The sequence below is a fragment of the Fibrisoma montanum genome (assembly GCF_003583365.1).
Lineage (GTDB): Bacteria > Bacteroidota > Bacteroidia > Cytophagales > Spirosomataceae > Fibrisoma > Fibrisoma montanum.
In genome coordinates this window covers 327701-350712 of record NZ_QXED01000008.1, presented here as the reverse complement: position 1 = coordinate 350712, position 23012 = coordinate 327701, and the positions used below count along the sequence as shown (strand labels likewise).

The 23012-nt window shown below is 51.0% G+C and carries 16 protein-coding genes; 8 read left to right on the top strand and 8 right to left on the bottom strand.

Features of this window, described 5'->3' with window-relative positions; translation table 11 throughout:
• Positions 1-568: 568 nt before the first annotated feature.
• Positions 569-2257 (top strand): PAS domain-containing sensor histidine kinase, encoded by a 1689-nt coding sequence (locus tag DYU11_RS25755; RefSeq protein ID WP_119670601.1) that lies wholly within the window; start codon positions 569-571, stop codon positions 2255-2257.
• A gap of 1378 nt (positions 2258-3635) precedes the next feature.
• Here DYU11_RS25755 and DYU11_RS25750 read toward each other — a convergent pair.
• Positions 3636-3884, bottom strand: a complete 249-nt coding sequence (locus tag DYU11_RS25750) for a hypothetical protein (protein WP_119670600.1) — start codon at positions 3882-3884, stop codon at positions 3636-3638.
• A gap of 963 nt (positions 3885-4847) precedes the next feature.
• Between DYU11_RS25750 and DYU11_RS25740 the strand changes: the two genes are divergently transcribed.
• Both DYU11_RS25740 and DYU11_RS25735 read left to right on the top strand, forming a co-directional pair.
• Positions 4848-5363 carry a hypothetical protein gene (locus DYU11_RS25740; protein WP_158600363.1) on the top strand — a complete coding sequence of 172 codons (516 nt, stop codon included), beginning with the start codon at positions 4848-4850 and terminating at the stop codon, positions 5361-5363.
• Between the two features lie 325 nt (positions 5364-5688).
• The gene (locus DYU11_RS25735) at positions 5689-5916 is read left to right on the top strand and encodes a hypothetical protein (protein WP_119670597.1); all 228 of its coding nucleotides are present in this window, start codon (positions 5689-5691) and stop codon (positions 5914-5916) included.
• Positions 5917-6152: 236 nt separating this feature from the next.
• Here the strand turns inward: DYU11_RS25735 and DYU11_RS25730 are convergent, their stop codons facing one another.
• From DYU11_RS25730 to DYU11_RS25695, 7 genes are all read right to left on the bottom strand, one after another.
• Entirely contained in the window at positions 6153-6629 is a 477-nt protein-coding gene (locus DYU11_RS25730; RefSeq protein WP_119670596.1) for an RES family NAD+ phosphorylase, read from the bottom strand.
• Entirely contained in the window at positions 6630-7202 is a 573-nt protein-coding gene (locus DYU11_RS25725) for a hypothetical protein (RefSeq protein WP_229366039.1), read from the bottom strand.
• A gap of 234 nt (positions 7203-7436) precedes the next feature.
• The gene (locus tag DYU11_RS25720; RefSeq protein ID WP_119670595.1) at positions 7437-8696 is read right to left on the bottom strand and encodes a DUF418 domain-containing protein; all 1260 of its coding nucleotides are present in this window, start codon (positions 8694-8696) and stop codon (positions 7437-7439) included.
• A 74-nt stretch (positions 8697-8770) separates the two neighbouring features.
• Positions 8771-11809: a cellulose binding domain-containing protein gene (locus tag DYU11_RS25715; RefSeq protein ID WP_119670594.1), complete on the bottom strand. Its 3039-nt coding sequence runs from the start codon at positions 11807-11809 to the stop codon at positions 8771-8773.
• Positions 11810-12227: 418 nt separating this feature from the next.
• The gene (locus DYU11_RS25710) at positions 12228-16211 is read right to left on the bottom strand and encodes a hybrid sensor histidine kinase/response regulator transcription factor (RefSeq protein ID WP_147368036.1); all 3984 of its coding nucleotides are present in this window, start codon (positions 16209-16211) and stop codon (positions 12228-12230) included.
• Between the two features lie 271 nt (positions 16212-16482).
• The gene (locus DYU11_RS25700) at positions 16483-17970 is read right to left on the bottom strand and encodes a hypothetical protein (protein ID WP_147368035.1); all 1488 of its coding nucleotides are present in this window, start codon (positions 17968-17970) and stop codon (positions 16483-16485) included.
• Positions 17971-18208: 238 nt separating this feature from the next.
• Positions 18209-18418, bottom strand: coding sequence for a helix-turn-helix domain-containing protein (locus tag DYU11_RS25695; protein WP_158600362.1), 210 nt, complete (start codon positions 18416-18418; stop codon positions 18209-18211).
• Positions 18419-18534: 116 nt separating this feature from the next.
• On the opposite strand from DYU11_RS25695, the gene DYU11_RS25690 reads away from it, so the two are divergent.
• From DYU11_RS25690 to DYU11_RS25670, 5 genes are all read left to right on the top strand, one after another.
• Positions 18535-19350 carry an alpha/beta hydrolase gene (locus DYU11_RS25690; RefSeq protein ID WP_119670589.1) on the top strand — a complete coding sequence of 272 codons (816 nt, stop codon included), beginning with the start codon at positions 18535-18537 and terminating at the stop codon, positions 19348-19350.
• Positions 19351-19408: 58 nt separating this feature from the next.
• On the top strand, positions 19409-20212 hold the full coding sequence (locus tag DYU11_RS25685) for an alpha/beta fold hydrolase (RefSeq protein WP_158600361.1): 804 nt from the start codon (positions 19409-19411) through the stop codon (positions 20210-20212).
• A 57-nt stretch (positions 20213-20269) separates the two neighbouring features.
• Positions 20270-21265, top strand: a complete 996-nt coding sequence (locus DYU11_RS25680) for an alpha/beta hydrolase (RefSeq protein ID WP_119670587.1) — start codon at positions 20270-20272, stop codon at positions 21263-21265.
• Between the two features lie 71 nt (positions 21266-21336).
• Complete coding sequence (locus DYU11_RS25675; protein WP_374756002.1) at positions 21337-22266, top strand: MBL fold metallo-hydrolase; 930 nt, start codon at positions 21337-21339, stop codon at positions 22264-22266.
• A 94-nt stretch (positions 22267-22360) separates the two neighbouring features.
• Complete coding sequence (locus tag DYU11_RS25670) at positions 22361-22891, top strand: DsbA family protein (RefSeq protein WP_119670585.1); 531 nt, start codon at positions 22361-22363, stop codon at positions 22889-22891.
• The last annotated feature ends 121 nt before the right edge of the window (positions 22892-23012 follow it).

The window sequence follows — 23012 nt, the reverse complement described above, 5'->3', positions numbered from 1 at the left end:
TGACTCCTGGACGATGGAATAGCGGTCCTCGGGGGTGAACGTTCGTCTGGTTTTGCTCATCATTTCTGAAGTTAAAAGGACTTAATTGTTTTTACAATTTTGTCCAACTCTTCAGGGGGCTAAGACAATTTCATACCGTCGCATCATTGTGCAAAATAATTGTCCACATACTCTAGAACAGATAGCGTACTTCTACAGGCGGTTGGCTGAATGGCTTAAGGCAGCGAGACTGTTGTAAGTATCTGATTCGTCACTAAACTTGTTGGTGGGCAAATCGGTAGACCTGCTACGCGGACAAATTGGAATACCGGAGTCATGGCCCCATGGGTTATTGGACAAGAAAGTTAGCGTAAGTCTGGATTGGCGACTTAATGTACGATCGTTTTATAAGCCCCTAACCAATCAACTTAACGCATTTATAGAACAGGAATGCAAGCCCATCTTGCAGCAACCCGTTCAGGAAATCGGTCCAGTAGTGGTGATCCGCCGGAATTAGGACAAGTAAATCTATAAAGGCCAGTGAATTAACTGCCAAATGAATACCTTTCCTGATAAATCCCATTGAGTTATGACCAGCGAGTACCTTTCCTTCGATCAAGCCCTTAAGGATCGCCTGTTTGATACCCTCATTCAACACGCACCCGTGGCAATGGCCCTATTTTATGGCCCTGAGTTTGTAATTACTTTAGCCAATGAGAGTGTACTCAGCTACTGGGGTAGAACCAGGGAGCAAGTAATCAACAAGCCCCTATTCGATGCTTTACCGGAGGCCAGCGGCCAGGGCTTTGAAGCCTTATTGACGGATGTTTTTACCACTGGAAAGCGGTTTGTGGCCAACGAACTTTGGGTTGATTTAGAGCGTAATGGGCAGCTAGAGCGAACCTACATCGACTTTGTTTACGAACCTTTTTTCGAAGCCAATCCGGATACGCGTGTAGATCACATTACCGGTGTAACGGTCGTTTGTAGCGAAGTGACCGAACAGGTATTGAGCCGCCAAAAGATAGAAGAAAGCCAGGCCAAATTGATGGCTTCTTTTGAACAATCACCCGTCGGCATTGCTATCATTAGTAGTGACAAGTTTATTTTTCGGATGGCTAATGCCTTCTACCAGGAATTGGTGGGCCGTTCGCGTGATCAGTTGATAGGCCAACCCCTGTTTGAGGTGCTTCCTGAATTGATTGGACAGGGATTTGACCAGTTATTAAACCGAGTGATTGCCTCGGGCATTTCCTACACGGCCCATGAAGTGGCCGTAAGTCTTATGCGTCATGAGCAGTCAGAAATGATTTATGTAGATCTGATGTATCAGCCCCAACGCAATGTTTGGGGGCATGTTTCAGAAATTCTTGTCGTTTGTAGCGACGTTACTCAACAGGTGCTGGCCCGCCGAAAAATTGAGGAAAGTGAAACGCGCTATCGAACCTTGTCGGTTGAGTTGGACCAGCAGGTTCAACTCCGTACCCAAGAATTAAAAGCGGCTAATTACGAACTAACCAAATCAAATCAGGAGTTAACGGAGTTAAACAGCTTACTGGTTCGCTCCAATGAAAACCTGCAAAAGTTTGCCTTTATCGCCAGCCACGATTTGCAGGAGCCGCTCCGCAAAATTCAGTCCTTTGCGGACCTACTTAAAACAACTTATTCCGATGAGTTAGGTACGGGCCTTGATTTACTCAACCGGATGCAGCTGGCCGCAAGCTGGATGTCCACATTGATTCGGGATTTGCTTTCCTTTTCCCGAATTGCAACTATGCGCGACACCAGTGACTGGGTATCTTTATCAGACATTGTCGGTTTGGCCTTGAGCGACTTAGACCATGCCATTGAAGAAACTGATGCTATCCTAAGCATCGGGCCGTTGCCGGTGGTTCAGGGCGACCCGGCTCAACTGAATCTACTTTTCCAAAACTTGTTGAGCAATGCGCTTAAATTTCGTCGGCCTGGGGTGGCTCCCCACATTGCCGTCAAAGCTAGCTGGTTGGCGGCCGATCACTTACCCGAGGGCCTTAAACTTAGCTGGGAAGCTATTGCCTATCACCGCATCGATATAGTGGATAACGGCATTGGCTTCGAAGAGAAGTACTTGGACCGCATCTTTCAGGTCTTCCAGCGGCTGCATAGCAGAAACGAGTTTGCGGGCACGGGGATTGGCCTGGCTATCTGCGAAAAAATAGTGACCAATCATGGCGGGGCTATTTCGGCTACTAGTCGACCCGGCCAAGGCGCCACCTTTACCATCTACCTCCCTATATAGCTTGTATAGCTTACTGGATTTGGCCGTGTTTTGTTAGTAATCCGGTCGCAAGGCCTTTTTTAGCTGCACCTACTTACTTAAAAATTCAAGTATCAAATAAGACTCAAGTAATTTACGAATTATCATATTTTAAATTAAAGAAGGTTCGCTACTTACTGGACTCCATGCATTACACTTTACCAAATGACTAACCGAATTAGTTTGCTTTCTGCTGGGAAATCGACCACTACATAATCCTTGGCGCTTCTATTAATGCCCAGTTGAGTTACCCATACGAGCTGGTCAAGAGAAACTTGTCCAAGAAAGCCAATTGTTGGTCAGCCGGCCTGAAGTGAAAGCGCTTGCGATTAGCGCCCTGATAAACACACAAGAGGAATGTGGATGAGCATTAGGGACAGCAATCAATGATGACCAGGAAGTAGTTTATTTTCATGAGTTATCATCAATAATGCCAGTCGCATTACCAAGCAATTCTAAAAGCCTATGGGATAAAACGAAGCCAGTTTGGGGTACTGCTACTTTTGGAAAACTTGTCCAACACATTGGAGCCTAAGACACGGCCATGAGCGTTAATTCAAGAGGCAAATTTTTTGTACCCCCTGAGTATGAATTCTTCGCAGAGGAGCTAAAAGCATATTGTTGACGCATGAGTAAGTTCATGCAATAAATCACCCCGCAATAGCCTGTGAGACAATACATTGATCACGTTAAAATAATTTAGGGCTTATTTATGCGTGTAGAAAAAGCTAATGGGGGCTACAAACTTCGGTAAATTGTCAGTTCATCTATAGCACACTCAACTCGTTCGAGTTCGTTGCCAAACGTAGTGCATACAACTCGATTGCGGTCGAACCGGTGGGTTAAAGCCTTGTTATCATTGGCATATCCGACAGTAACTAAAATGTGGTTCGGGTTTTTTCGATTAATTACCAAAAGGGAAGCTCCCTTTTCATCTAAATGACGTCGAATGGTACGGCAATCCGCAACGTATTGCTCATTTGGTGTAGGGTTGTCCACGAAAATTACCGTTTTAAAGAATGATGAAAGAAAGACAATGTACCGGCTTAATTAAGGCAAAGAGGTTCCGTGAACACCTGGTCGTATGCCGTTTGGTTTGTGGCGTAATAGTATGGTATGGTTCACGTTTCGTTTCAGTCGCCTTGTATTCGAACCAATGAGAACAACCGTACTGCTCTTGGGTCATGGTTGTTGCCGGTGACCAGGTCGCTCCTGCCGGAACAACCGGTAGTGATCAGCCAGAGGTTACAATTTTAGAACACGATTGGCAATCAAACGGATAGTGTTTGAACGCAGCGTAAACCAGCCAGGAAGGGTACTATCTCCCTATGATTAGTTGGCTAGGGACCGTTACCCTTGCCTATTGATGAAATGTGGCCCAGTAGCGGCCGGGGAGGGCCAGCCCATACGCCTGATCTGCGTACTGAAAGACAATCTGTTGGGACGGCAGTCCGTAGCCAGTCAACACATCCAGTAGTGTCCATTCGGTCAACCGGGTGCCATCGACGTCTGCCGTTAGCCAAGTAGGACTCGCCCCCAGGCTAGTAACGAGTCGGGAGTTATGTCGACTCAATTCCAGGGCTAAACCGGCTAGCTGATGGTCCGTCATCCTATCACCTTGTTGAAGGGTTAACCTGTAGTGATCCGTACATGCCTTTTACCGAAGCCTAAGCCATACCCCGAATGTTCAGTATATAAGGCTATTTGAGAAAGGTGGGCTTTTCTTGACGGAAACTTGATGAAGGTGGTTACTACTAACCTTTGCGCCGCTTCTTAGGCAGGGATGCCTGAATGATAACCCAGGCGGCTTGCTTGAGCTGCTGATGCAGGGCCTTGTCGCGGGGAACAAAGGTAGTACTGCGTAAAGCGTTGGAGACCACCTTCAACTCCCAGTAACGGAAATCGGAAGTGTCTGGGATTGAGCGATATGGCGAATGAATCATAAGCAAAAGAAGAATGTATAGATGAGCTTGTCCTGATCGCGGTGGCCGGATCCTCGGTTCAGCCGAGCGGGGTGACACCGAGCTATTCAACTGGGGGGATGTATCTAGTATCAGTAGGTATACGTAAGCTCGCCTTTGAGCTCTCCACTACTCTAAACAAAAAAAGATAACCGCGACCGAAAAAAGAAGAAGGCAGTTACGCTGGTTGCTGCAACGACTGTGCCTGTTTTCTGAGGGAGGTTAATGCGTTGGGCACTACCTGTGAGCCCACGCGCACGGGTCAGTGCTCAATAGTTAATTACTTACGACCTTTCTTCGCCTGGGGCGACAAATTTAAAGGGGCGACAGCTGAATCGCTGCGGACGTATCTAGGTAGTACTGTCTGGCCAGCGATTTTGGCAGGCTTGGTAGCCTCTTTCTTGCCGTTCTTGTTCGTCTTGTTGTTCTTATCCGGTCTGGCCATGATCAATTGTTTCCCAGTGTAACATCGCAGCGACGAAAACGCTTTATTTATTTTTCATGACCAACTTGAAAATAATGCCCTGAACAATAATCCTTTTACCCGCTGCACAGTTAAGATAGCACCCGCTCCTACTGAGTGGTTATTTATCGGCAGTTAAATGTCGTTCATGATCATGACCTACTACCCCGATGCCGTTTGGACGAAATCTGAACTGACCGATCAGCTGGTTCAGCTAGCGCACTTATTCAAATCTAAAGTGTTCAACCCAGCTAGGCCCTTCACCCGCCAGAGTCAATTTGGCTGGATTAAGTTGATTGGGGCGGTGAGCGATTTAGTACGTCAGGCTTCGCTGGCCGGTCGGCGAATTTCTTTTACTGATGAAGTGAGTACCCAGCAGGACACGCAGGACATCACTACCCTGCTGGATATCATGCGTCAATCAGCCCATGTGGTTGGGGCCATCACACCTGCTCAACGAAGTCAATTGTTTGTTACACCAACTCTTAATTATTTTAGTGGGGTTGGCTCAGGTCACTTTGCCAATGGTCTCTTCTTTATTTGTCCTCACAAAAACGAACAGGCTTTCTTCATTGGCCGCAACCGAGTTTATTTGTACCGGCACCTGATGCGGGCGTACGTTGAGGCTGGCCGGTACCTGACGTCGTTACCCGCGTCGAAGTAGGCTCGCTGGTAGTTTGTATACCCGAGCTTAAGCTACCACCCGTTTCTACTTAGGCCTTGGCAATAAAGTTATTACTAGTTGTCTATAGGTCAATAAGTAACTTAGAGCCTACTCCCGAGCCACGCCTATTGATCATTCCAGAGCCCAATCACACCCGCTTGAAGCCGTAATTCGTGGGCAAAAAATAAGCCGAACACAGGGGTATGCGTGTCGATACTTGATCTGATACAAGTACTCAGTTTGAGGCGTAGTCAGTTACCAACGAACCAAAACATTTAAGCGCTGGTACATATTGTCTGCTTTTTCACAGTTAAAAACTAAGACCGTGCGAATTAATTTTGATACGCTCTTCACCGTCGAAGGCCAGGTAATCACCCCCAAAGTGAAGGTCAACATCATGAGTGCCTTTCGGGGTGGCCCCGAAATGAGTATGCTTAACAACACCATTAACGGCGTTGATCCTATCACCTGGCAAGGGAAGGATTTGCTGGTTGATTTACGTGGGGCGGGCGATACGTTGGAGTACTACATTCGGGGCTTAGCCGTCACCTGAGCTGGAGCCTTTGGGGTGACCTACCTGTATAAGTAATTTTTCTTCCAACCGGCTGCGGTTAGGGGATTTAAAGGGTGATTACAGCAATATAGTAAGAACTCACCCCATACATGGCCATGTGTAAGGTAAGTGTTGAGTTTGGAGCCACTCAATATGATTTCATCAGTACACTGTACTGATGAAATGGGGCAATCTTTCGGTACAATACTTTGTAGCAAAGCAACCACATGATCGATTCAGGGATTGGGTATGTTCCACAACCGGCGATCAAGCATCAGTTCCTGTGCATCGATGATATGAATGGTTTGGTAAAGGCTATGTTGAGGGTGCAGTAACACATTGTAGGAGATGTCTACCACAGCCGAAGGCACGCCTAAACCCAGATCAGCCGGTTGCTGTAGCCACTCGGCGAAGATAGTTTGCGTCAAGGGTAAAGCCGTGGGCTCGGCCCACTCATCAGGCAACAGGTTGGCATAGATCCAGCGAACCTCGCCATCGGGCACTTCCAAAGTGAACACCCGTAGCCGCGGTAATTGCTCATAGATGACTTTAGGAAAGTGCACTAATGTTTCCAATAACGCTAACTCAGGAGTGGTAGCCGTATAAAGAATGCCTCGTCCTGGTGAGTTCCACCGCCCGCCGGCGATCTCAGCTCCGATGACCGACAAGGGATCATCCCAGTAAGGCTCTTTGAGGATGCGATAGACGTTCACTTAACTGAACACACCAGCTTCAATACGAATAAAGACGTTATCAACCAGTTTACACCCGGTGATGGTATCCAACAAGGATAAAGGCGTTGGAAAAGAACGGCCCGGCTCTTTGGGCGCTCGAGCTACCCGTTGACGACGGCTTGAAGCAGCCGCCGATAGACTAACCGGCCCCTGTTTAGTGCCCATTTGGTCAATGGGTTTAGGCGTATAGGTCGCGGTAGGACCTGGGAAGCCAACCTCAGGTGTGGCCAGTTCGGCCAAGGGCGTGCGCAACCAATCCTGGAAGGGGGCCTGCTGACCATCAAACACAGCTAAACCATGCTCCAAGAGTTTCTCCAGAATCAGCAATCGTTCCGACAGGGGTACTGACAAATTACCTGGATGCTGGTTATAGAGATTGCGCTCGGTAACGCCTAGTATCTGAGCCATCTCTTTTTTGGTCAATCCCGCTAACAGGGCCACTTGATCAATGCGGGCTCGGGAGAGCTTCTGGCGAGCCTGCAGGATTAGGTCATTAGTAGGGAAGCCCCACCCGGATGAAGTGCGCGTTGCCATAGTGCTGAAATTTTTCATAAAATTAACAGAACTTTTTCAACTTTAGTTGCCTATTTGCACAGTTTATGGCTTAGCACTCAGCCGTACCGAAACAATCACCAGTTTAAGAATTCGGACATTTTTCTGAACTAAAGTCAATCAAATCGAACATTTGACTACGTAGGCAATTCAATAATTCCTAACCCCAATTAGTAGCATTCATTCAAGGTGCTACCCTACTAACTGGCCTTCTTAAGTGTCCCCTAAAAATTATTATTTAGTGTTTTGCCGATGTTCATCAGAAACAGACGAATCTCCGTCAACTGAGCCCATGTTGTAAACCAAATTCCGCCATAGAGCCTCCATGGGCCCCTTTGGGTGGCCGCTCAGCCACCAGGTGCTAAACCAAACCTGAAACCCATATATGCCCACCACCGACAACAGCGATTCCAACAGCGTCAACCGTTCCGGAAGCCCCCCGCCATAGGCATAAAAAAACAGCATACACAGCAGCGTTTGCAGTAGATAATTGGTCAGCCACATCTGACCAACATTCCCAATCCAAGCCCAAAAGCGGGTGGGCACAGGAGGTAGATTAAGCCCCAGTTCAAGCAAATAAATACCGGTCAACAACAGGGTACCCAGAAAGTCGGCCAGTGCGAACAACAACGCGTCAAAAGCCCGCTGATCCAGCAGGTGCACGCCCACAATCGGCAGGCAAGCCAGCCCTTTTAGAATCAGGCTGACGGGGAAGGCCAGCAAAAGCAGTAACGATAATTGAACCCGTAGCTCGGCCAGGCGATGCAGCAATCGCCACTTGCCTACCACCAGGCCCAGCAGTAACATGATTTCCTGCTGGGCATACGAATTCAGGCACGGCTCCAGGGCCAGCCGATGGCGCATGACCAGCCCCCAGGGTTGTAGCCCCATGATCGCCCTGATCGATGTATGCTGCCAGGTCTGGACCAATTGCCTCACCATATCTTCAGGCTTGGCCTGACGGATAGCCAGCACCGGTGGGCCGACTGGAAAGACGATGGCCTGCAGCGTCTGAACCAGCAGCACGAACAGTATCAAGCCAACTATCCACCTCAGCAGCAATGCAACCGATTGGCTACGGAAATAGAGCAGGCTAAAGCCCAGCAGGGCATACACGTGAAGAAGATCGCCCAACCCGCCCACAACGCCGTGAACTAAGCCAAACCCAAAAAGCACCCATAGCCCACGTTTGAGAATCCGGTCCGTATCCAGCCCCTCCCGCTTCACATGTTCACCCATCAGGTAAACGCCTATGCCAAACCCGAAGCTGAAGAGGTTCACAAACGGGCCGTCGACAAACAAGTGGAGGAAAAATTGGATCATCGCGTAGCTGCCCGCCTGATCCACTTGGATTGGATAGACCTGCTCCGGGTGAAGGAAGGCAACTACCGAATTGAGCGGACTGTTCATCACCAGCATGCCCAGTAAGGCCAGCCCCCGCACACAGTCAAGCGTAGGCAATCGACCAAAACCTATTCTCAATGCTGCGGGCATTTTATTAGATTTAAGCGTAGCACATCCACAACGGGTAGAAACACGGGCAGCTCTACCCGTTGTGATTCAGAGCCTTAGTTAGCTTTCAGGACTTTGACTGTCTGCCACCGTGAAGGCGTACTGACCCGTAAGAGCAGTATGCCTGCCGACTGGCCAGCTACCGAAAGCTGATGCCGTTCGATAGCCTCTCGGCCCATGACCTGTTTCTCCGCTACGATATGCCCCTGAAGGTCAGTCAACAGCAGCCGTATAGGCTGACCAGCCGCGCCCCCCACTTCCAGTTCTACTTCATTGCCCGGGATGGGATTACCCAATACTACCACCTTCAGCTCGGAAGACTCTTCGGCTGAGGCCAGACGCGCATTGGGTGCCGAAGGTTCGGTGCCATACACCAGTGCTCCATCCAGATACACTGTCATTTTGGGATTGGGAGCCATCAGACCACTGGGTTGGTAGGAATGGTCATTACTTTGGTTGAAGTTGCTCCAATCCGACTTGGCAATTCGGTATTGGATGTTGCCGGTGCCGCTCAGGGGATACAGATTACCTAAAGCGGGCACGAAACTTAGCTCCAGGTAACTATCGGCACCCGGCACTGGCGTGGTCAGTCTGACCAGCTTGCCTTTTAGGTTACTGGTACCTAACTGGGCATAATCCAGATAGATGTTCAGGGGTGACGACCCCTCGGCCGTCAGCCAGTAGCGTACGGTTAACTTCGGGTAGGAAACGGGCACATTACCTTCGTTGCGTAGTTGTACATATGTACTGATACTATTAGTGGTAGCACTGCTCTTACTATCGGCATACACCTTCAGGCTTTGAACTGGGTCTACCAGCGTGGGTTCGGTGCCCCAAACGAGTTGGCCAGCCAGATAAGCAGTGATGCGGTTGTTTTTGGTGTAGTTGGTCGTGCCCGCATAGGAATAGTCATCGGATTCGTTGAAGGGCGTCCAGTCGTTCTTGCCGATGCGGGATTGGATGGGTCCCGAGTTGGTACCCCCGGCCAGGCTACCCGTCGAGTTGTCGAAGCTGTACTCGATGTAGCCCAGGGCTCCCTGACGTGGTTGAGACAGTTCGACATACTTCATTTTGACCTTACCCGTGCCCAATTGGGCCCAGTCAATGACCAAATTGCTATTCAGGGGCGAGAAGTCCTCCACGGTCAGCCAGTAGCGAACCGTAATATCCTGGTATGCAATAGGCGTGGTCCCTTCGTTGGCCAGTTGTAAATAGGGCCGGATACTGTTGTTGGTGAGTTGTTTGTTGTCGTTATCCAGGTGCAGCACACTGATCCCGAGTGCAGGTGGGCTACAACTGCCACTAACGGTCATCGAAGCCGTAGCCGAACAACCGTTGAACGAAGTGACCACTACGGAATACGTACCGGCTTGCGTAACAGTAGCCGTGTTACCACCATTGATCTGAGTAGCCCCAGTACTGAAGACATAGCTAGCCCCGGCAGTAACCGGCGCTGTCAGCGTCACCGTTGGATTAACGCAGCTAATGACTCCGCTGACAGTTAGGCTGGCCGTAGGGGGCGTCGTGCTACCCGTTACCGTTACAATGGCCGTCGCCGAACAGCCACTCGATGTAGTGACCGTTACGGAATATGTACCGGCCTGGGTGACCGTAGCGGTGTTGCCATCGTTGATCTGAGCAGCCCCAGTGCTGAAAGCATAACTGGCGCCCGGAATGGAGGTGGCGGTCAGGGTCACCGTGGGAGTGCTACAACTGAGTTGACCGATTGACGGGGTGATCTCAACGACTGGAGAAACACAACCAAGTTTGACCAGCCAGTAATCAAAATCACCTTTGTTTGGGTCCGTTTTATCCTGACCAGCCGGTGAATTCGAACTACCTAACAACAAATAATTCCCAGCGCCCGTAGCGATCATTGAAGGGTATTGGTCAAATCCGGAGCTCCCCAAGGTCTGCTCCCATTGTTTACTACCGTTGGCATCCACTTTGACCAGCCAGTAATCAAACTCACCTTTATTGGGGGCGATTTTATCGCCATCATTCGGCGAAATTGAATAGCCAGCCAGCAGGTAACCCCCATCGCTCGTCGCGATTGCTGAGGATATTCTATCCACCCCGGATCCACCGAAGGTTTTATCCCACTGTTTACTGCCGTCTGCATTCACTTTGACCAACCAGTAATCGTAATTCCTGATATTGGGGTCGGTTTTATCGCCACCAGCCGGGGAATCCGAATGACCTGCCAACAGGTAACCCCCATCGCTCGTCGCGATTGCTGAGGCTAACCCTTCCCGCCTGGAACTGCCGAAGGCTTTATCCCACTGTTTGTTGCCCATGGCATCTACTTTAACAATCCAGTAATCATAGTTGCCTTTAGCTTCTGTTTTGTCGCCACCGACCGGTGAATTCGAGTGACCTGCCAGTAGATAGCCGCCATCGGCCGTGGCTACTACTGAAGACAACGCATCCCAGATGGAACTACCAAAGGCTTTATCCCACTGTTTATTGCCATTGACATCCACTTTAACGATCCAATAATCAACAAACCCCATGTTTGGGGCGGTTTTATCCCGACCGACTGGAGATTCCGAGACACCTGCCAGCAGGTAACTCCCATCGGTCGTGACCACCATTGAGGTGATCTCGTCTGTCCCGGTGCCACCGAAGGTATGCTCCCACTGTTTGGTGCCCGTGGCATCCACTTTGACCAGCCAGTAATCCCAGTCGCCTTCTGGCGTGGAACTAGTGCCCCCTCCGAGTAAAAAACCACCATCGGCCGTGGCTAACACCGAACTTAAGCGATCATAGCCGGAGCCACCGTAGGTATGATCCCATTGTTTGTTGCCATTGACATCCACTTTGACCAACCAGGCATCATAATCACCCATATTGGGGGCCGTTTTATCGCCATCATTCGGCGAATTTGAATAGCCAGCCAGCAGGTAACCCCCATCGCTCGTAGCCACTACCAAAGCGGCTGTCTCACTCCCGGAGCCCCCCAGGGTCTTGTCCCACTGTTTGGGTAGTTGAGCCTTCACCAAACTTCCAGCCATCAGCAGTAGGCTAACGGTCCAGACCAGGCGAGTCAGAGGGCCTGGGTGATTTTTGGTTAAATAATGTAGATTAGGTTTCATCGTTTAACTGCGTTTAATAAGAAGAAGGATGTGTTGGGTTTGCACTTCATTTCAGGCCCCTGCCGGGGCAGGGGATTTATGTATAGCGGTTGACGGGTTTACCTCGTTGAGTTGATCGGGTTTACAATTCCCGACCAGCAATGAGGTTACCAGAAGGTCATTCATACTGTGCTTTTTCATTGTGTTTTTATTGATTAAAAATGAGTTGATTGGGTGGTTAAAAAAGGAATGTCTGACAGGCTAACCCGCCTGGCGGTGGCTGTCATTGACGAGGCAAAATTGGCCGACAAACGCCCCAAGGAGGTAGCAAAATGCGGACAACGTACTAGCAAAATGCGGCCAATTTTGGCAAAACGGCCTTAGTAGCCCGGCGTTTTAGCACCTTGCCGGGATAGAATAGACTGAAAGCAATAGGTGATCAAGCGCCCTTGTGAGCCAGCAGATACGCTGAGGGGGAGAGGGAAAACTGGTCCTTAAAACATTTGGAGAAGTAAGACAGGCCGTCGAAGCCCACTTTTTCAGCCGCTTCGGAGACCGTAGCGCCTTGCTGTAGGAGGGCAGCCGCTTTACGGAGTCGGTAAGACCGCATGAGTTCCGAGACGTTCATGCCCGTCAGGGCCACCAATTTACGGTGCAGCGTTCGGGGGCTCACCGCCAGCTCATCGGCCAGTTGGTCGGCCATAAAATCGGAACTGGCCAGCCGTTGGTCCAGCACCGTGTAGAGCTGAAGCAGGAAGGGGTCGTCGATGGCTGGCTTGGTCGGCACAACTTCGGCCGGGGGCAAAGCGGGCTGTCGAGCCTGCTGCTGCCAATGCAGGCGCAACTGCTGCTGATGCCGTAGCAGATTGGCAAGCCTGAGGTGTAATTCCTGCACCTGAAAGGGCTTGGTCAAATAGTCATTCGCCCCGACCGTTAAGCCCTGGATGCGCGATTCGGCCATTGTTCTGGCCGTGAGCAGAATGACGGCGATATGGGCCGTAAGGGGCGTAGTTTTGATGCGCTCGACCAGCGTAAAGCCGTCCACCAATGGCATCATTACATCCGAGATGACCAGTTCGGGCAGTTCCTGAAGACAAAGCTGCCAGCCCTCCTGCCCATTGACTGCCGTCAACACCCGGTAGTGTCCAGCTAATTCCCCGGCCATGAACTCCCGCAGATCCTCATTATCGTCCACCACCAGAATCAGCGGGGCCGTGGATGAGGCCACCGGAAGTTGCCGAGTTGACTCCAAATCGGCTTTTAACCCATCAGTCGGTAAGACTTCGACGGTGGTCGGCGAGTCGGCGGCAGTCGCTCCAGTGGTTGGTTTGAGGGGAAGCATGACGGTGAAAATCGTCCCCTGGTTAGGCTGACTCGCTACGGTCACCTGTCCGCCCAGCAGATGGGTAAACTCGGCCACTAGAAACAGGCCGATGCCCGTGCCTCCTCCCATACTGGCGGGGGAATCCTGACCTTGGTAGAAGCGGTCAAATATATGTGGGAGTTGCTGGTCCGAAATGCCCACACCCGTGTCGGCTACCCGCAGTTGAAGTTGCGTCGGGCTATTCCCGGACGGTTCCCCCCGAAGCGTTACCTGAATCGAACCGCCTTCGGGGGTAAACTTTACCGCATTCGAGACCAGATTGTAGCCAATGGTTTCCAGTTTAGGGGCATCGAACAGGTAATCGGTTGGTAAGCCCGTCGCTTCATAAGTTAACTGAATGCCTTTTCGTTCGGTTCTCAACCGGAAGGAATCCACCAGTTCAGAAAAGAAAGTGGTCAGATTCCCCCTTGATTCGGTCACCGCTAGTTGGCCCGCTTCCAGTTTGGCGATATCCAGTAGCTGATTGATTAAACGTAACAAACGTTTGGCATTACGGTGCATGAGATCGTATTGCTGGCGAAGCGCAGGAGGGCCTGATTGGTCCAGCAACCGCTCCAGGGGATTGATGATCAGCGTCAGGGGCGTTCTGAACTCATGGGTGATATTCGTAAAAAAACGCGTCTGCCAGTCGGCGTTTTCCTTGATCAACTTCGCTTCCTGTTCGTTGAAGATTATCTCCTGCCGAAGCCGATCCCGGTTGATACGGTATTGAATAAAGGCCCGAATCAGACCTGCTACCAGCAGGGTATACAGACCATAGGCCCAGCCTGTCTGCCACCAGGGCGGAGCAATCACCACCTGAATCGTTTTGATCAGCGGGCTCCAGTGCCCATCAGCATCGGCCGCATTGACCCGGAACGTATACTCGCCCGGCGCTAACTGGGTGTACTGAGCTACGTTTTGCCCACCGGCATATACCCAGGCCTCGTCGACGCCGGTGAGCTGGTAGCGATACTGTAGGCTGGCGGGTTTGTTGTATTGCAAACCGGCATATTCAAACGTTAGAAAATTCTGCTTGTACGTTAGATGGAGCGTCGCCGTGGCGTTGAGAGGAAGCGCCAGGGGTGAGCCGGGCTGGCCCGGTTCAACGGGCACATTGGCAATCCGCAGCGTCGTCAGCACCGTGGGCACCGGCTGGGGTGTTGCTTCTTTCAGGGCCAGCGGATCGAACACCGTCAGGCCCGTTATGCCGCCAAAAGCCAGCCGACCATCGGGCAATTGAGTCCCCAGAAACGGTTTGTACTCGATGTCCAATAGGCCATCGGCGGTGGTGAAATGCCGTAGCTGCCCACTGCGTGGCTCCAGCCGACTGATGCCATTCAGGGTGCTGAACCAGAGCTGGCCCCGGCGGTCGGTCAGCAGGGTGTTGATGGCGGCACTCGGAAGTCCCTCTTTTTCAGTCCAGGCTCGGCAGTGCAGGGTGCGCGTATCCAGACGGCAGAGTCCTTCCTGAGTGCCCACCCAGAGTACCGATGCGTCCTGGGGATCAGCTGCTAAGCACCAGATATGATCGGAAATCAGGGCGGTCGAGTCCGTCGGCTGGTAACGCAGGTGCCGTACGATGCGCCGGGCCTGGGGGTCATACGCATACAGACCATTAAACTCCGAGCCGATCCAGATCCAGTTGCCCAGCGGCTGAATATCGCTGACCTGATCATTGGGCAGCGCAAACACGTTCAGCACCCGGCCTGAGGTGTCGGCTTTAATCAGGCCCCGGAATATATCGACCATCCAGATAGTGCCCTCCGGCAGGACTCGCAGGCCATTACCTTCATTAAAGGTAAGCCGTTGCTGCCCTTGCTGGATCGACAATAACGGCCGCAGGCTTCGCCCCGATGGGTTGATGCGAAACAGGTGATAGGCAGCGTCATCAAACCGGGCCGACAGATAAGCGGTCGACCCGCCAAACCGCAGGCGATAGGGTATGTTATAGGATTGAGCCCAGCCGGGGGTTGGCAGGCCTAGTTCAAGGCTGAGGATATCGGCCACAAAATTAGTGTGATAGGGGTAGCTCTTTACTGGCAGCGAGCGCAGGTCAAGCTGCTGGACGCCATCGCCATTGGTACCAATCCACAACACGCCCGAGCGATCTAGCAGCAGGGCGTGAAAGTAGTTGTGATAATCCAGGTGAGGGGCCGTCCAGAGGGGCGTAATGTGGTCATCCGGCGTCATCCGGTAGACGGTCATGGCGTGGGTAAAGTAGATATTCCCATCGACGCCCGCGTGAATAAGCCCCACCTTGGTATCCGTAGTAGTATTTGGAATGGGAATCGAGCGAAACCGATGGGTATGGGGCGTAAAGGCAACTAGTTGGCGGACTCCCCCAACAAGGATATCTCCGTTGGCCCGTCGGGCCAGGGGCGTGTCATAGAAGTTACGGATCGTGCCGTGCTCGACAATGGCGGGATGGGGCCACTGGTGAAACTGGCGGGTAGCCGTATTGAACGCAAACAATCCACCCGGATAAGGCGCGTACAGCTTAGTTGGGGCGTCTAATAAGAATGTATTGCCAATGGAAACGTCTTTGGGAAGACGGATGGTGGGTAGGGGGAAAACGGAAACCTGATTCTGCTTCGTTTGAAAGTGAATAAGTTGCGTACCATTTCGTCCCCAGAACTGATCTCCGTTGACGGTCAGCCTACCCTGCGCTACCCCTATGTGCGCCTGCATCAATCGCTTTGGGGTAAGTAAATCACTAAACTGTTCGGTGATGGGATTCAGCAATTGAAAGCCACCATTTTCCAGATGGATCAGGATCGTGCTATCCGAGACGAGTTGCAGCGACAGGATGATGTTACCGGCCATCGAGCGGTTGCTACGGGGTTGATGGCGAAAAATTTTAAAGCGTCGGCCATCGTAGCGGGCCAAGCCATTACGGGTGGCGATCCAAACAAAACCGGCTTTATCCTGGACAAGGCCCGAGACGTAAAATTCAGGCAAGCCCTGTTGGAGACTGAGGGTGCGACTTACAAAAGGCTGGGCCGCCAGTCGATGGGTTGCCAGCAGGAGCAGAAACAAAAACCAGCGCCTGAGTACCACGTGGGTAGAGGATTAGGGTTGAGGGCAGTTAAAATTAGGGAAGCCTGATCAAAACCCAAACGACTCCCCCAGGTATTGGCAAAAGGGAACAGCTGGCACGCTCCATCCTATGGCCCTGGCATCGATGTGAGTCAGTAGCAAAAGCCAGCAGAGGCCTGATCGGTTTAGTTAGCTACCTGCCCAGATGAGCGTTGAGGATTACCTGAACGAACTGAACGACGAAAAGGCGGTCTCCAATTCAGAGACCGCCTTTTCGTCGATACTGGTCTGATCATTTGAGTTTGACGACCCAATAGTTCATTATCCCTTTGGGCCGCTCACTTTTGTCACTGATTCCTCCGGGCTGGGATTGAGACGAACCGGCGGCAATGATTCCGCCATCGGCGGTTACCAGCATATCGCCAAACTTATCTGTAGCCGTTCCGCCCAGGGTTTTATCCTGCCCCAGATAACGTCCATCCGCTTCCAGTTTTGCAATCCAGTAATCTAAAACTCCTTTAGGTATGTCAATTTTTTCACCACCGGGAGCAGAAGGCGTTTCGCCACCCAGCCAGATACCCCCATCGGCTGTTACGGCCAGTGACTTAAAGGTATCGTCGCCCGGGCTCCCAACCGTCTTATCCCACTGCTTATTGCCATTGGCATCAATCTTGACAACCCAGTAATCGTTTTGACCGGCAGCACCGCGCAGACCTTCTGTCTTGTCAGCCCCGGCAGGCGAGGACGAGCTACCGCCCAGTACAAACCCGCCATCGGGCGTTGCGGCCGCCTTGGCTAACTGATCATCCTCCGTTCCTCCGAACGTCTTATCCCACTGCCTGTTACCATTGGCGTCAATCTTGACCACCCAATAGTCATAGCCTCCTTTACCGGCAGCCGTTTTATTGCCTGCCAACCCCTCAGATGATGAGTAGCCTGCCAGCAGATAGCCCCCGTCGGTTGCCTTTACGACCGATTTCAAATAGTCATTACCTCCGTTGCCCAGGGTTATATCCCACTGCTTCCTGCCGTTGGCGTCCACCTTGACAATCCAGTAGTCGTAGCTCCCGTTACAACTGTTCATTGATTTGTCGCTGTTGGCTGGCTGGGGTTGGAAAGAGCCTATTCCACCCAGCGGGTTTCCGATTACCGGCGTAACTTTATTGGCCAACGAGGCCGAGATGCCCCCTACCAGAAAGCCCCCGTCGTTTGTGGCCACCATCGAGGTCAGGTGGTCTTCATTGGTTCCCCCGAGTACGTTATCCCATATCACGTTGCCAAAGCGGTCTACTTTGACAATCCAGTAATCATACCCCCCTTTGGAACCCTGGCTTTTAGACATATCCTCAGCCGGCGAATTAGACGACCCGCCCAGCACCATGGTCATGTCTGACAGCGGCACGATGGACGCTAACCGGTCTTCTCCTGAACCGCCTATAGCCCGGTTATAATGTTTAAAAGTACCATCGGCGATTACTTTAACCACCCAGTAATCATTCCCTCCATAGGCCTCAAACCTATCGTTAAAGCCGGCAGAAGTCGGCGAATTAGAGGAACCACCAAAAATATACCCTCCCGAAGTCGTAGGGTTGTTTAGGGCGACAGTCAAGATATCAATCCCGGACCCACCCAGTGTTAAATCCCATGCTTTAGGAGGGGGCGGTATTCGCGCACTTGAATGCTTAACGGTCGGAGTGGCAGCATTGTCAATCTCAGTAGGCTTACAATTCCACATCAGGAAGGTGGCGGCTACAACGGCGTACGTAACTTGCTTTTTCATTGTGTTTTTAATGATTAAAAATGAGTTGATTGGGTGGTTAAAAAAGGAAAGTCTAACTGGCTGACCCGCCTGGTGGCGGCTGTCATTGACGAGGCAAAATTGGGGGACAGACGCCCCAAGGAGGTAGCAAAATGCGGACAACTGACTAGCAAAATGCGGCCAATTTTGCCAAAACGGCCTTAGTAGCCCGGCGTTTTAGCACCTTGCCGGGATAAAACAAGATGAAAGCTATAGGCGATCAAGCGCCCTTATGAGCCAGCAGATACGCTGAGGGGGAGATGGAAAACTGGTCCTTAAAACATCTGGCGAAGTAAGACAGCCCGTCAAAGCCCACTTTCTCGGCCGCTTCGGAGACCGTAGCACCTTGCTGAAGCAGGGCAGCCGCTTTGCGGAGTGCTCCGAGGCTTACTTCTGTCCGGTTCCTTATGCCATCACCACTTCCCGCCAAGCCACAAATCAGTTGGCTATACTTCCCTGACTTTTACCACTTTACCGTGAATTCTTACTGACAGCCCTCTGCTTTTTGGCCGGACCTTTGTCAGGTCATCTTTCAATCAAACGCCCATGAAAGCTTCTAATTCCAAACACATTGTCTTTATAACAGGCGCCTTTGTCAGTCATCACTGCTGGGACGAATGGCAAACCTACTTTCAACGCAAAGGGTACACCACCCTGGCCCCGCCCTGGCCCTACAAGAACGGAACAGCGGCTGAACTCCGGGCCCGGCAGCCAAACGATGTTGATCTGGCAACCATGACGTTGACCCAGGTGATTGATCACTACGTTGCCGTAATAACCAGTTTGCCGGAAAAACCTATCGTTATTGGACACTCTACAGGCGGGTTACTCGCTCAAATCATCGTTAACCGGGATCTGGCAGCCGCTGGCGTCGCTATTCACTCGCTACCACCTTTGGGCGTCATCCCTTATGAATTCTCTTTTTTGAAAGGCAGCTGGAAATCGCTGGGGCTCTTTACGTCGCAGGAAGAGACTTATCTAATGGCATTCGAAGACTTCCAATACGCCTTCGTCAATGGCATGCCGCTGGAAGAGCAAAAAGCGGCTTACAATGCTTTGGTAATTCCTGAATCCAAAACCGTGGTTCGCGGGGCGCTGACAAATGCCGCCAAGGTGAACTTCGATAAGCCACATGCCCCGCTTCTTTTTACCGCTGGCAGCACCGATCATCTGATTCCAACACACTTAAATAAACGTAATGTAGAAGCCTATGAAGAAAACGACTCTGTGCTGGATTTTAAAGAATTTCCCGGACGCAATCATTTTGTTCTTGGACAGCCTACCTGGCAAGAAGACGCTGACTATATCCTGGAATGGTTAGAAACTGTGGCAGTAACGTCCAAAGCAAGCCAGGCTATCTAACATCTACCAGTCCCACACGCAATCAAATCACATGTTTTACTCCCAACACATCTTTTTTATGAAACTTTTATTGACCCTCATCATCATGGCTAGCCCTTTTCTAGCCGCGTCCTGTAATGATAATCAGACGGCACCTCCCTCCAAGCCAACTTTCGTTTTTGTGCACGGCACATTTGCTGACGACTATGCCTGGCATCTAATAAAGCCCAAGCTTGAACAGGCAGGGTACAATGTAGTGGCGTTTAACTTGCCCGCTCATGGCACTGATCAAACTCCCGTTTCTCAGGCGAACTTTGATTTATACGTCAATACTGTAGTCAGTAAAATCAATGCCATTTCAGGTAAAGTAGTCCTGTTAGGGCATAGCATGGGCGGCTTTGTTGTAACTCAGGTAGCCGAGAAAATTCCGTCTAAAATCGAAAAACTCGTTTACCTGTGTGCCTTTTTGCCAAAGAGCGGCCAAACATTGTACGAATTGGCATCGTCTGATTCCGAAAGCCTGATAGGGCCTAATCTGCATCCGGAAGAGAATGGATTAGTGGCCTCTCTACCCCCTAATATTCTTGTTCAGGTCTTTGCCGTCGATGCTTCGGAGGGTATTCAGAAAATTGCGGCTAAAACAAGACCCGAACCCCTGGCCGTGTTTCAGGCCAAAGCCAGCCTGACCGATGCCAATTTTGGTAAAATCCCAAAATACTACATCAAGACGCTGAAAGATCAGGGCGTCGGACCTGCTTTACAGCAGCGGATGATCGATGGCTATCCGGGCAAGATTGCCAAAGTATACACTATGGATACGAGCCACAGTCCGTACTGGGCTAAACCCGACGAATTGGTCAAAATCCTGAAAGAGATCAACTAACTTCTTCCCGGCCCATAAAGGCTTAAAGTTCTTCTTTCTCTTTTCTTCAACTGTATTATGGAAACCCCTGTAGTGTCAACTATTACACCCATTGACCCGGCCACCGACCCGGCTATTGAAAGCCGCACCAGAGCATTTCTCAGTATGCTTAACAGTGGTGGCGGAAAGCCTATGGAGCAGCTGAGTCCAGCCGAAGCCCGGGCGGTGCTGGAAGGCGCGCAGAATTCCGTCGAAGTCGATTTATCCGGCGTCTATTTTTCGCAGCAAACGATAACTCAGGATGGCTTATCGATTGATCTGGATATTGTTCGTCCGACTGGCGTTACCGGTATTTTGCCCGTTTTCATGTTCTTCCATGGCGGTGGCTGGGTCCTGGGGGATTTCCCTACCCACCAGCGTTTAGTTCGTGACCTGGTGGTTGAATCGGGAGCCGCTGCGGTTTTTGTCAACTATACTCGTTCGCCGGAAGCGCGCTTTCCAACCGCGCTTAATGAAGCCTATGCGGCTACGAAATGGGTAGTTCAAAACGGTGCCGAACTAACCATTGATGGCTCCCGTCTGGCGGTGGTCGGCAATAGCGCCGGAGGAAATCTGACAGCGGCTGTAGCGTTGATGGCTAAAGATAAGCAAGGGCCGGCTATTAGGTTGCAAGTGCTGCTTTGGCCAGTTACCAATGCCGATTTCGATACGGTATCCTACCACCAATTCGCGACCGACCGGTTCCTGACCCGCAACATGATGAGCTGGTTCTGGGATAATTATACTCCCAATGTAGAGGACCGGACGTTGTATTACGCGGCCCCGCTGCGGGCTACGCTGGATCAGTTAGAGGGCTTACCGCCGGCGCTGGTACAAGTGGCTGAAAATGATGTATTACGCGATGAAGGTGAAGCCTATGCCCGAAAGCTGGATGAAGCCGGGGTACCGGTAACCTTAGTGCGCTACCAGGGTATGATTCATGACTGGGGCCTGCTCAATCCGTTAGCCTCCATTCCGGGAACGCGCTCGCTGATTACTCAGGCAGCGGCTGAACTCAGAAAGTTTTTACAATAAGTAATCTAGACCGGGGTAGTACGTATTGCCTCGGTCTACCTCTTTTCCTAGTTGTCAAGCAAATGAAAGCTATGCACCCTCCCACCCCTTACGATGTAACCCAGGACATAGCGGGCATCAAAACGTTCTTCGTCAACGTATTTTTTATCGGAGAACCGGGGGTTGGTAATCCCTGGGTTCTGGTTGATGCTGGTTTGCCGGGGTACGCTGGCCAAATTCGAAAAAAAGCGGAACAACTGTTCGGCATCGGGACCAAGCCTAGGGCTATTGTCCTGACCCACGGACATATCGATCACGTAGGATCGCTGGCAACGCTCCTGTCTGACTGGCCAGTTCCAGTCTATGCACACTCATTGGAACTGCCCTACTTACAGGGTAAGGCGAGTTACCCACCCCCTGATCCGGCTATTGGCGGTGGACTGTTCTCGTATATTTCCTGGCTATATCCTATCGGGCCAACCAATTTCGGCAATCGTATACGTCCTGTCCCAGTTAATGGACAAATACCCGAATTACCCGACTGGCAAATTATTCATACACCGGGCCACTCACCGGGGCACGTTTCGCTATTTCGCCCTAACGATCGAACGCTTTTGGCGGGTGATGCCTTCATTACGACTAACCAAAACTCGGGGATTTCGGTGGCCATTCAGCGGAAAGAGTTTCATGGTCCGCCTGCTTATTTTACGTGTGACTGGGTTGCGGCTGAAAAGTCGGTCAGGCTTCTGACCGAATTACAACCTCAGGCTGTCGGGGCAGGTCATGGGGTGTCGGTTCGTGGATTGGAGTTGAAACTAGGCCTCAATTTTTTACAACAGCATTTTAAAGAACGGTCAATCCCCTCCCAGGGACGCTACGTAAAACAACCGGCCGAAACCGATGAACATGGCATTGTTACAATGCCTTCGCCTTCTTCGTATTACGTGCCCAGAAAAATTAGCCTAGTGGCTATCGCTGGGCTTGTGCTTTTCTGGCTTTGGCCCTATTTCAAGAGCTCATAGTCAAAGTTTTGCACCGGGTAATCTAGTCGCAATAATTCGTGGAAGATTGTCTCTATAATTTCTTCAAACCAATGCATATAACATCAAATCAGATATGGTAGAACTCATCGAATTCGGTGATTTTATGTGTCCTGGCTGTCGAAAGGCCCGGCAGCCACTGCTGGCGATTCTTAGCCGGTTCGACAGCCAGGTCAACTACAGGTATCGTCATTTTCCTAATCGTCAACAATCAGAATCCTGGCTTGCGGCCGTGGCGGTAGAAGCGGCCCGAAGACAAGGGAAGTTTTGGCCCATGTATCACAGCTTATTCGCTCAACGCTCCCTTTGCTTAGATAACTTATCAGCGCTGGCCGTTCAGCTTGGACTGGATGTAAATCGCTTTCTCGATGACCTGCAAGATGAGCGGGTGTACCATCGCATTGAAGATGATCAACGGGCAGGCCTGCTGCTTGAGGTCAGCACTACGCCAACGCTGGTAATAGACGGACTACGGTTTCACGGTGGCCTGACACAGGCGCGACTAATACCTTTAATTCGGCAGCATATTCGACGTACAACCGCTCCAGTTTTAGATACCGTCAACCGAAGTACCGGGCAAGTACATTGGGGAGATACTGTTCAGTAGTTTTTTACCTGAAGATAAATGTGATAACTTACTTACTAATAGTGGTTTTAAGACAAATTCAGCAATCATTAAAGTGTTCCGTTTCGTCGAGCAGTCCTCTTCCAGGTACTGCTTTACGTGT

Coding starts and splice junctions, on each gene's coding strand:
- DYU11_RS25755 (WP_119670601.1), top strand. CDS start 569: ATGACCAGCGAGTACCTTTCCTTCGATCAAGCCCTTAAGGATCGCCTG.
- DYU11_RS25750 (WP_119670600.1), bottom strand. CDS start 3,884: ATGACGGACCATCAGCTAGCCGGTTTAGCCCTGGAATTGAGTCGACAT.
- DYU11_RS25740 (WP_158600363.1), top strand. CDS start 4,848: ATGATCATGACCTACTACCCCGATGCCGTTTGGACGAAATCTGAACTG.
- DYU11_RS25725 (WP_229366039.1), bottom strand. CDS start 7,202: ATGAAAAATTTCAGCACTATGGCAACGCGCACTTCATCCGGGTGGGGC.
- DYU11_RS25720 (WP_119670595.1), bottom strand. CDS start 8,696: ATGCCCGCAGCATTGAGAATAGGTTTTGGTCGATTGCCTACGCTTGAC.
- DYU11_RS25715 (WP_119670594.1), bottom strand. CDS start 11,809: ATGAAACCTAATCTACATTATTTAACCAAAAATCACCCAGGCCCTCTG.
- DYU11_RS25700 (WP_147368035.1), bottom strand. CDS start 17,970: ATGAAAAAGCAAGTTACGTACGCCGTTGTAGCCGCCACCTTCCTGATG.
- DYU11_RS25690 (WP_119670589.1), top strand. CDS start 18,535: ATGAAAGCTTCTAATTCCAAACACATTGTCTTTATAACAGGCGCCTTT.
- DYU11_RS25685 (WP_158600361.1), top strand. CDS start 19,409: ATGAAACTTTTATTGACCCTCATCATCATGGCTAGCCCTTTTCTAGCC.
- DYU11_RS25680 (WP_119670587.1), top strand. CDS start 20,270: ATGGAAACCCCTGTAGTGTCAACTATTACACCCATTGACCCGGCCACC.
- DYU11_RS25675 (WP_374756002.1), top strand. CDS start 21,337: ATGCACCCTCCCACCCCTTACGATGTAACCCAGGACATAGCGGGCATC.
- DYU11_RS25670 (WP_119670585.1), top strand. CDS start 22,361: ATGGTAGAACTCATCGAATTCGGTGATTTTATGTGTCCTGGCTGTCGA.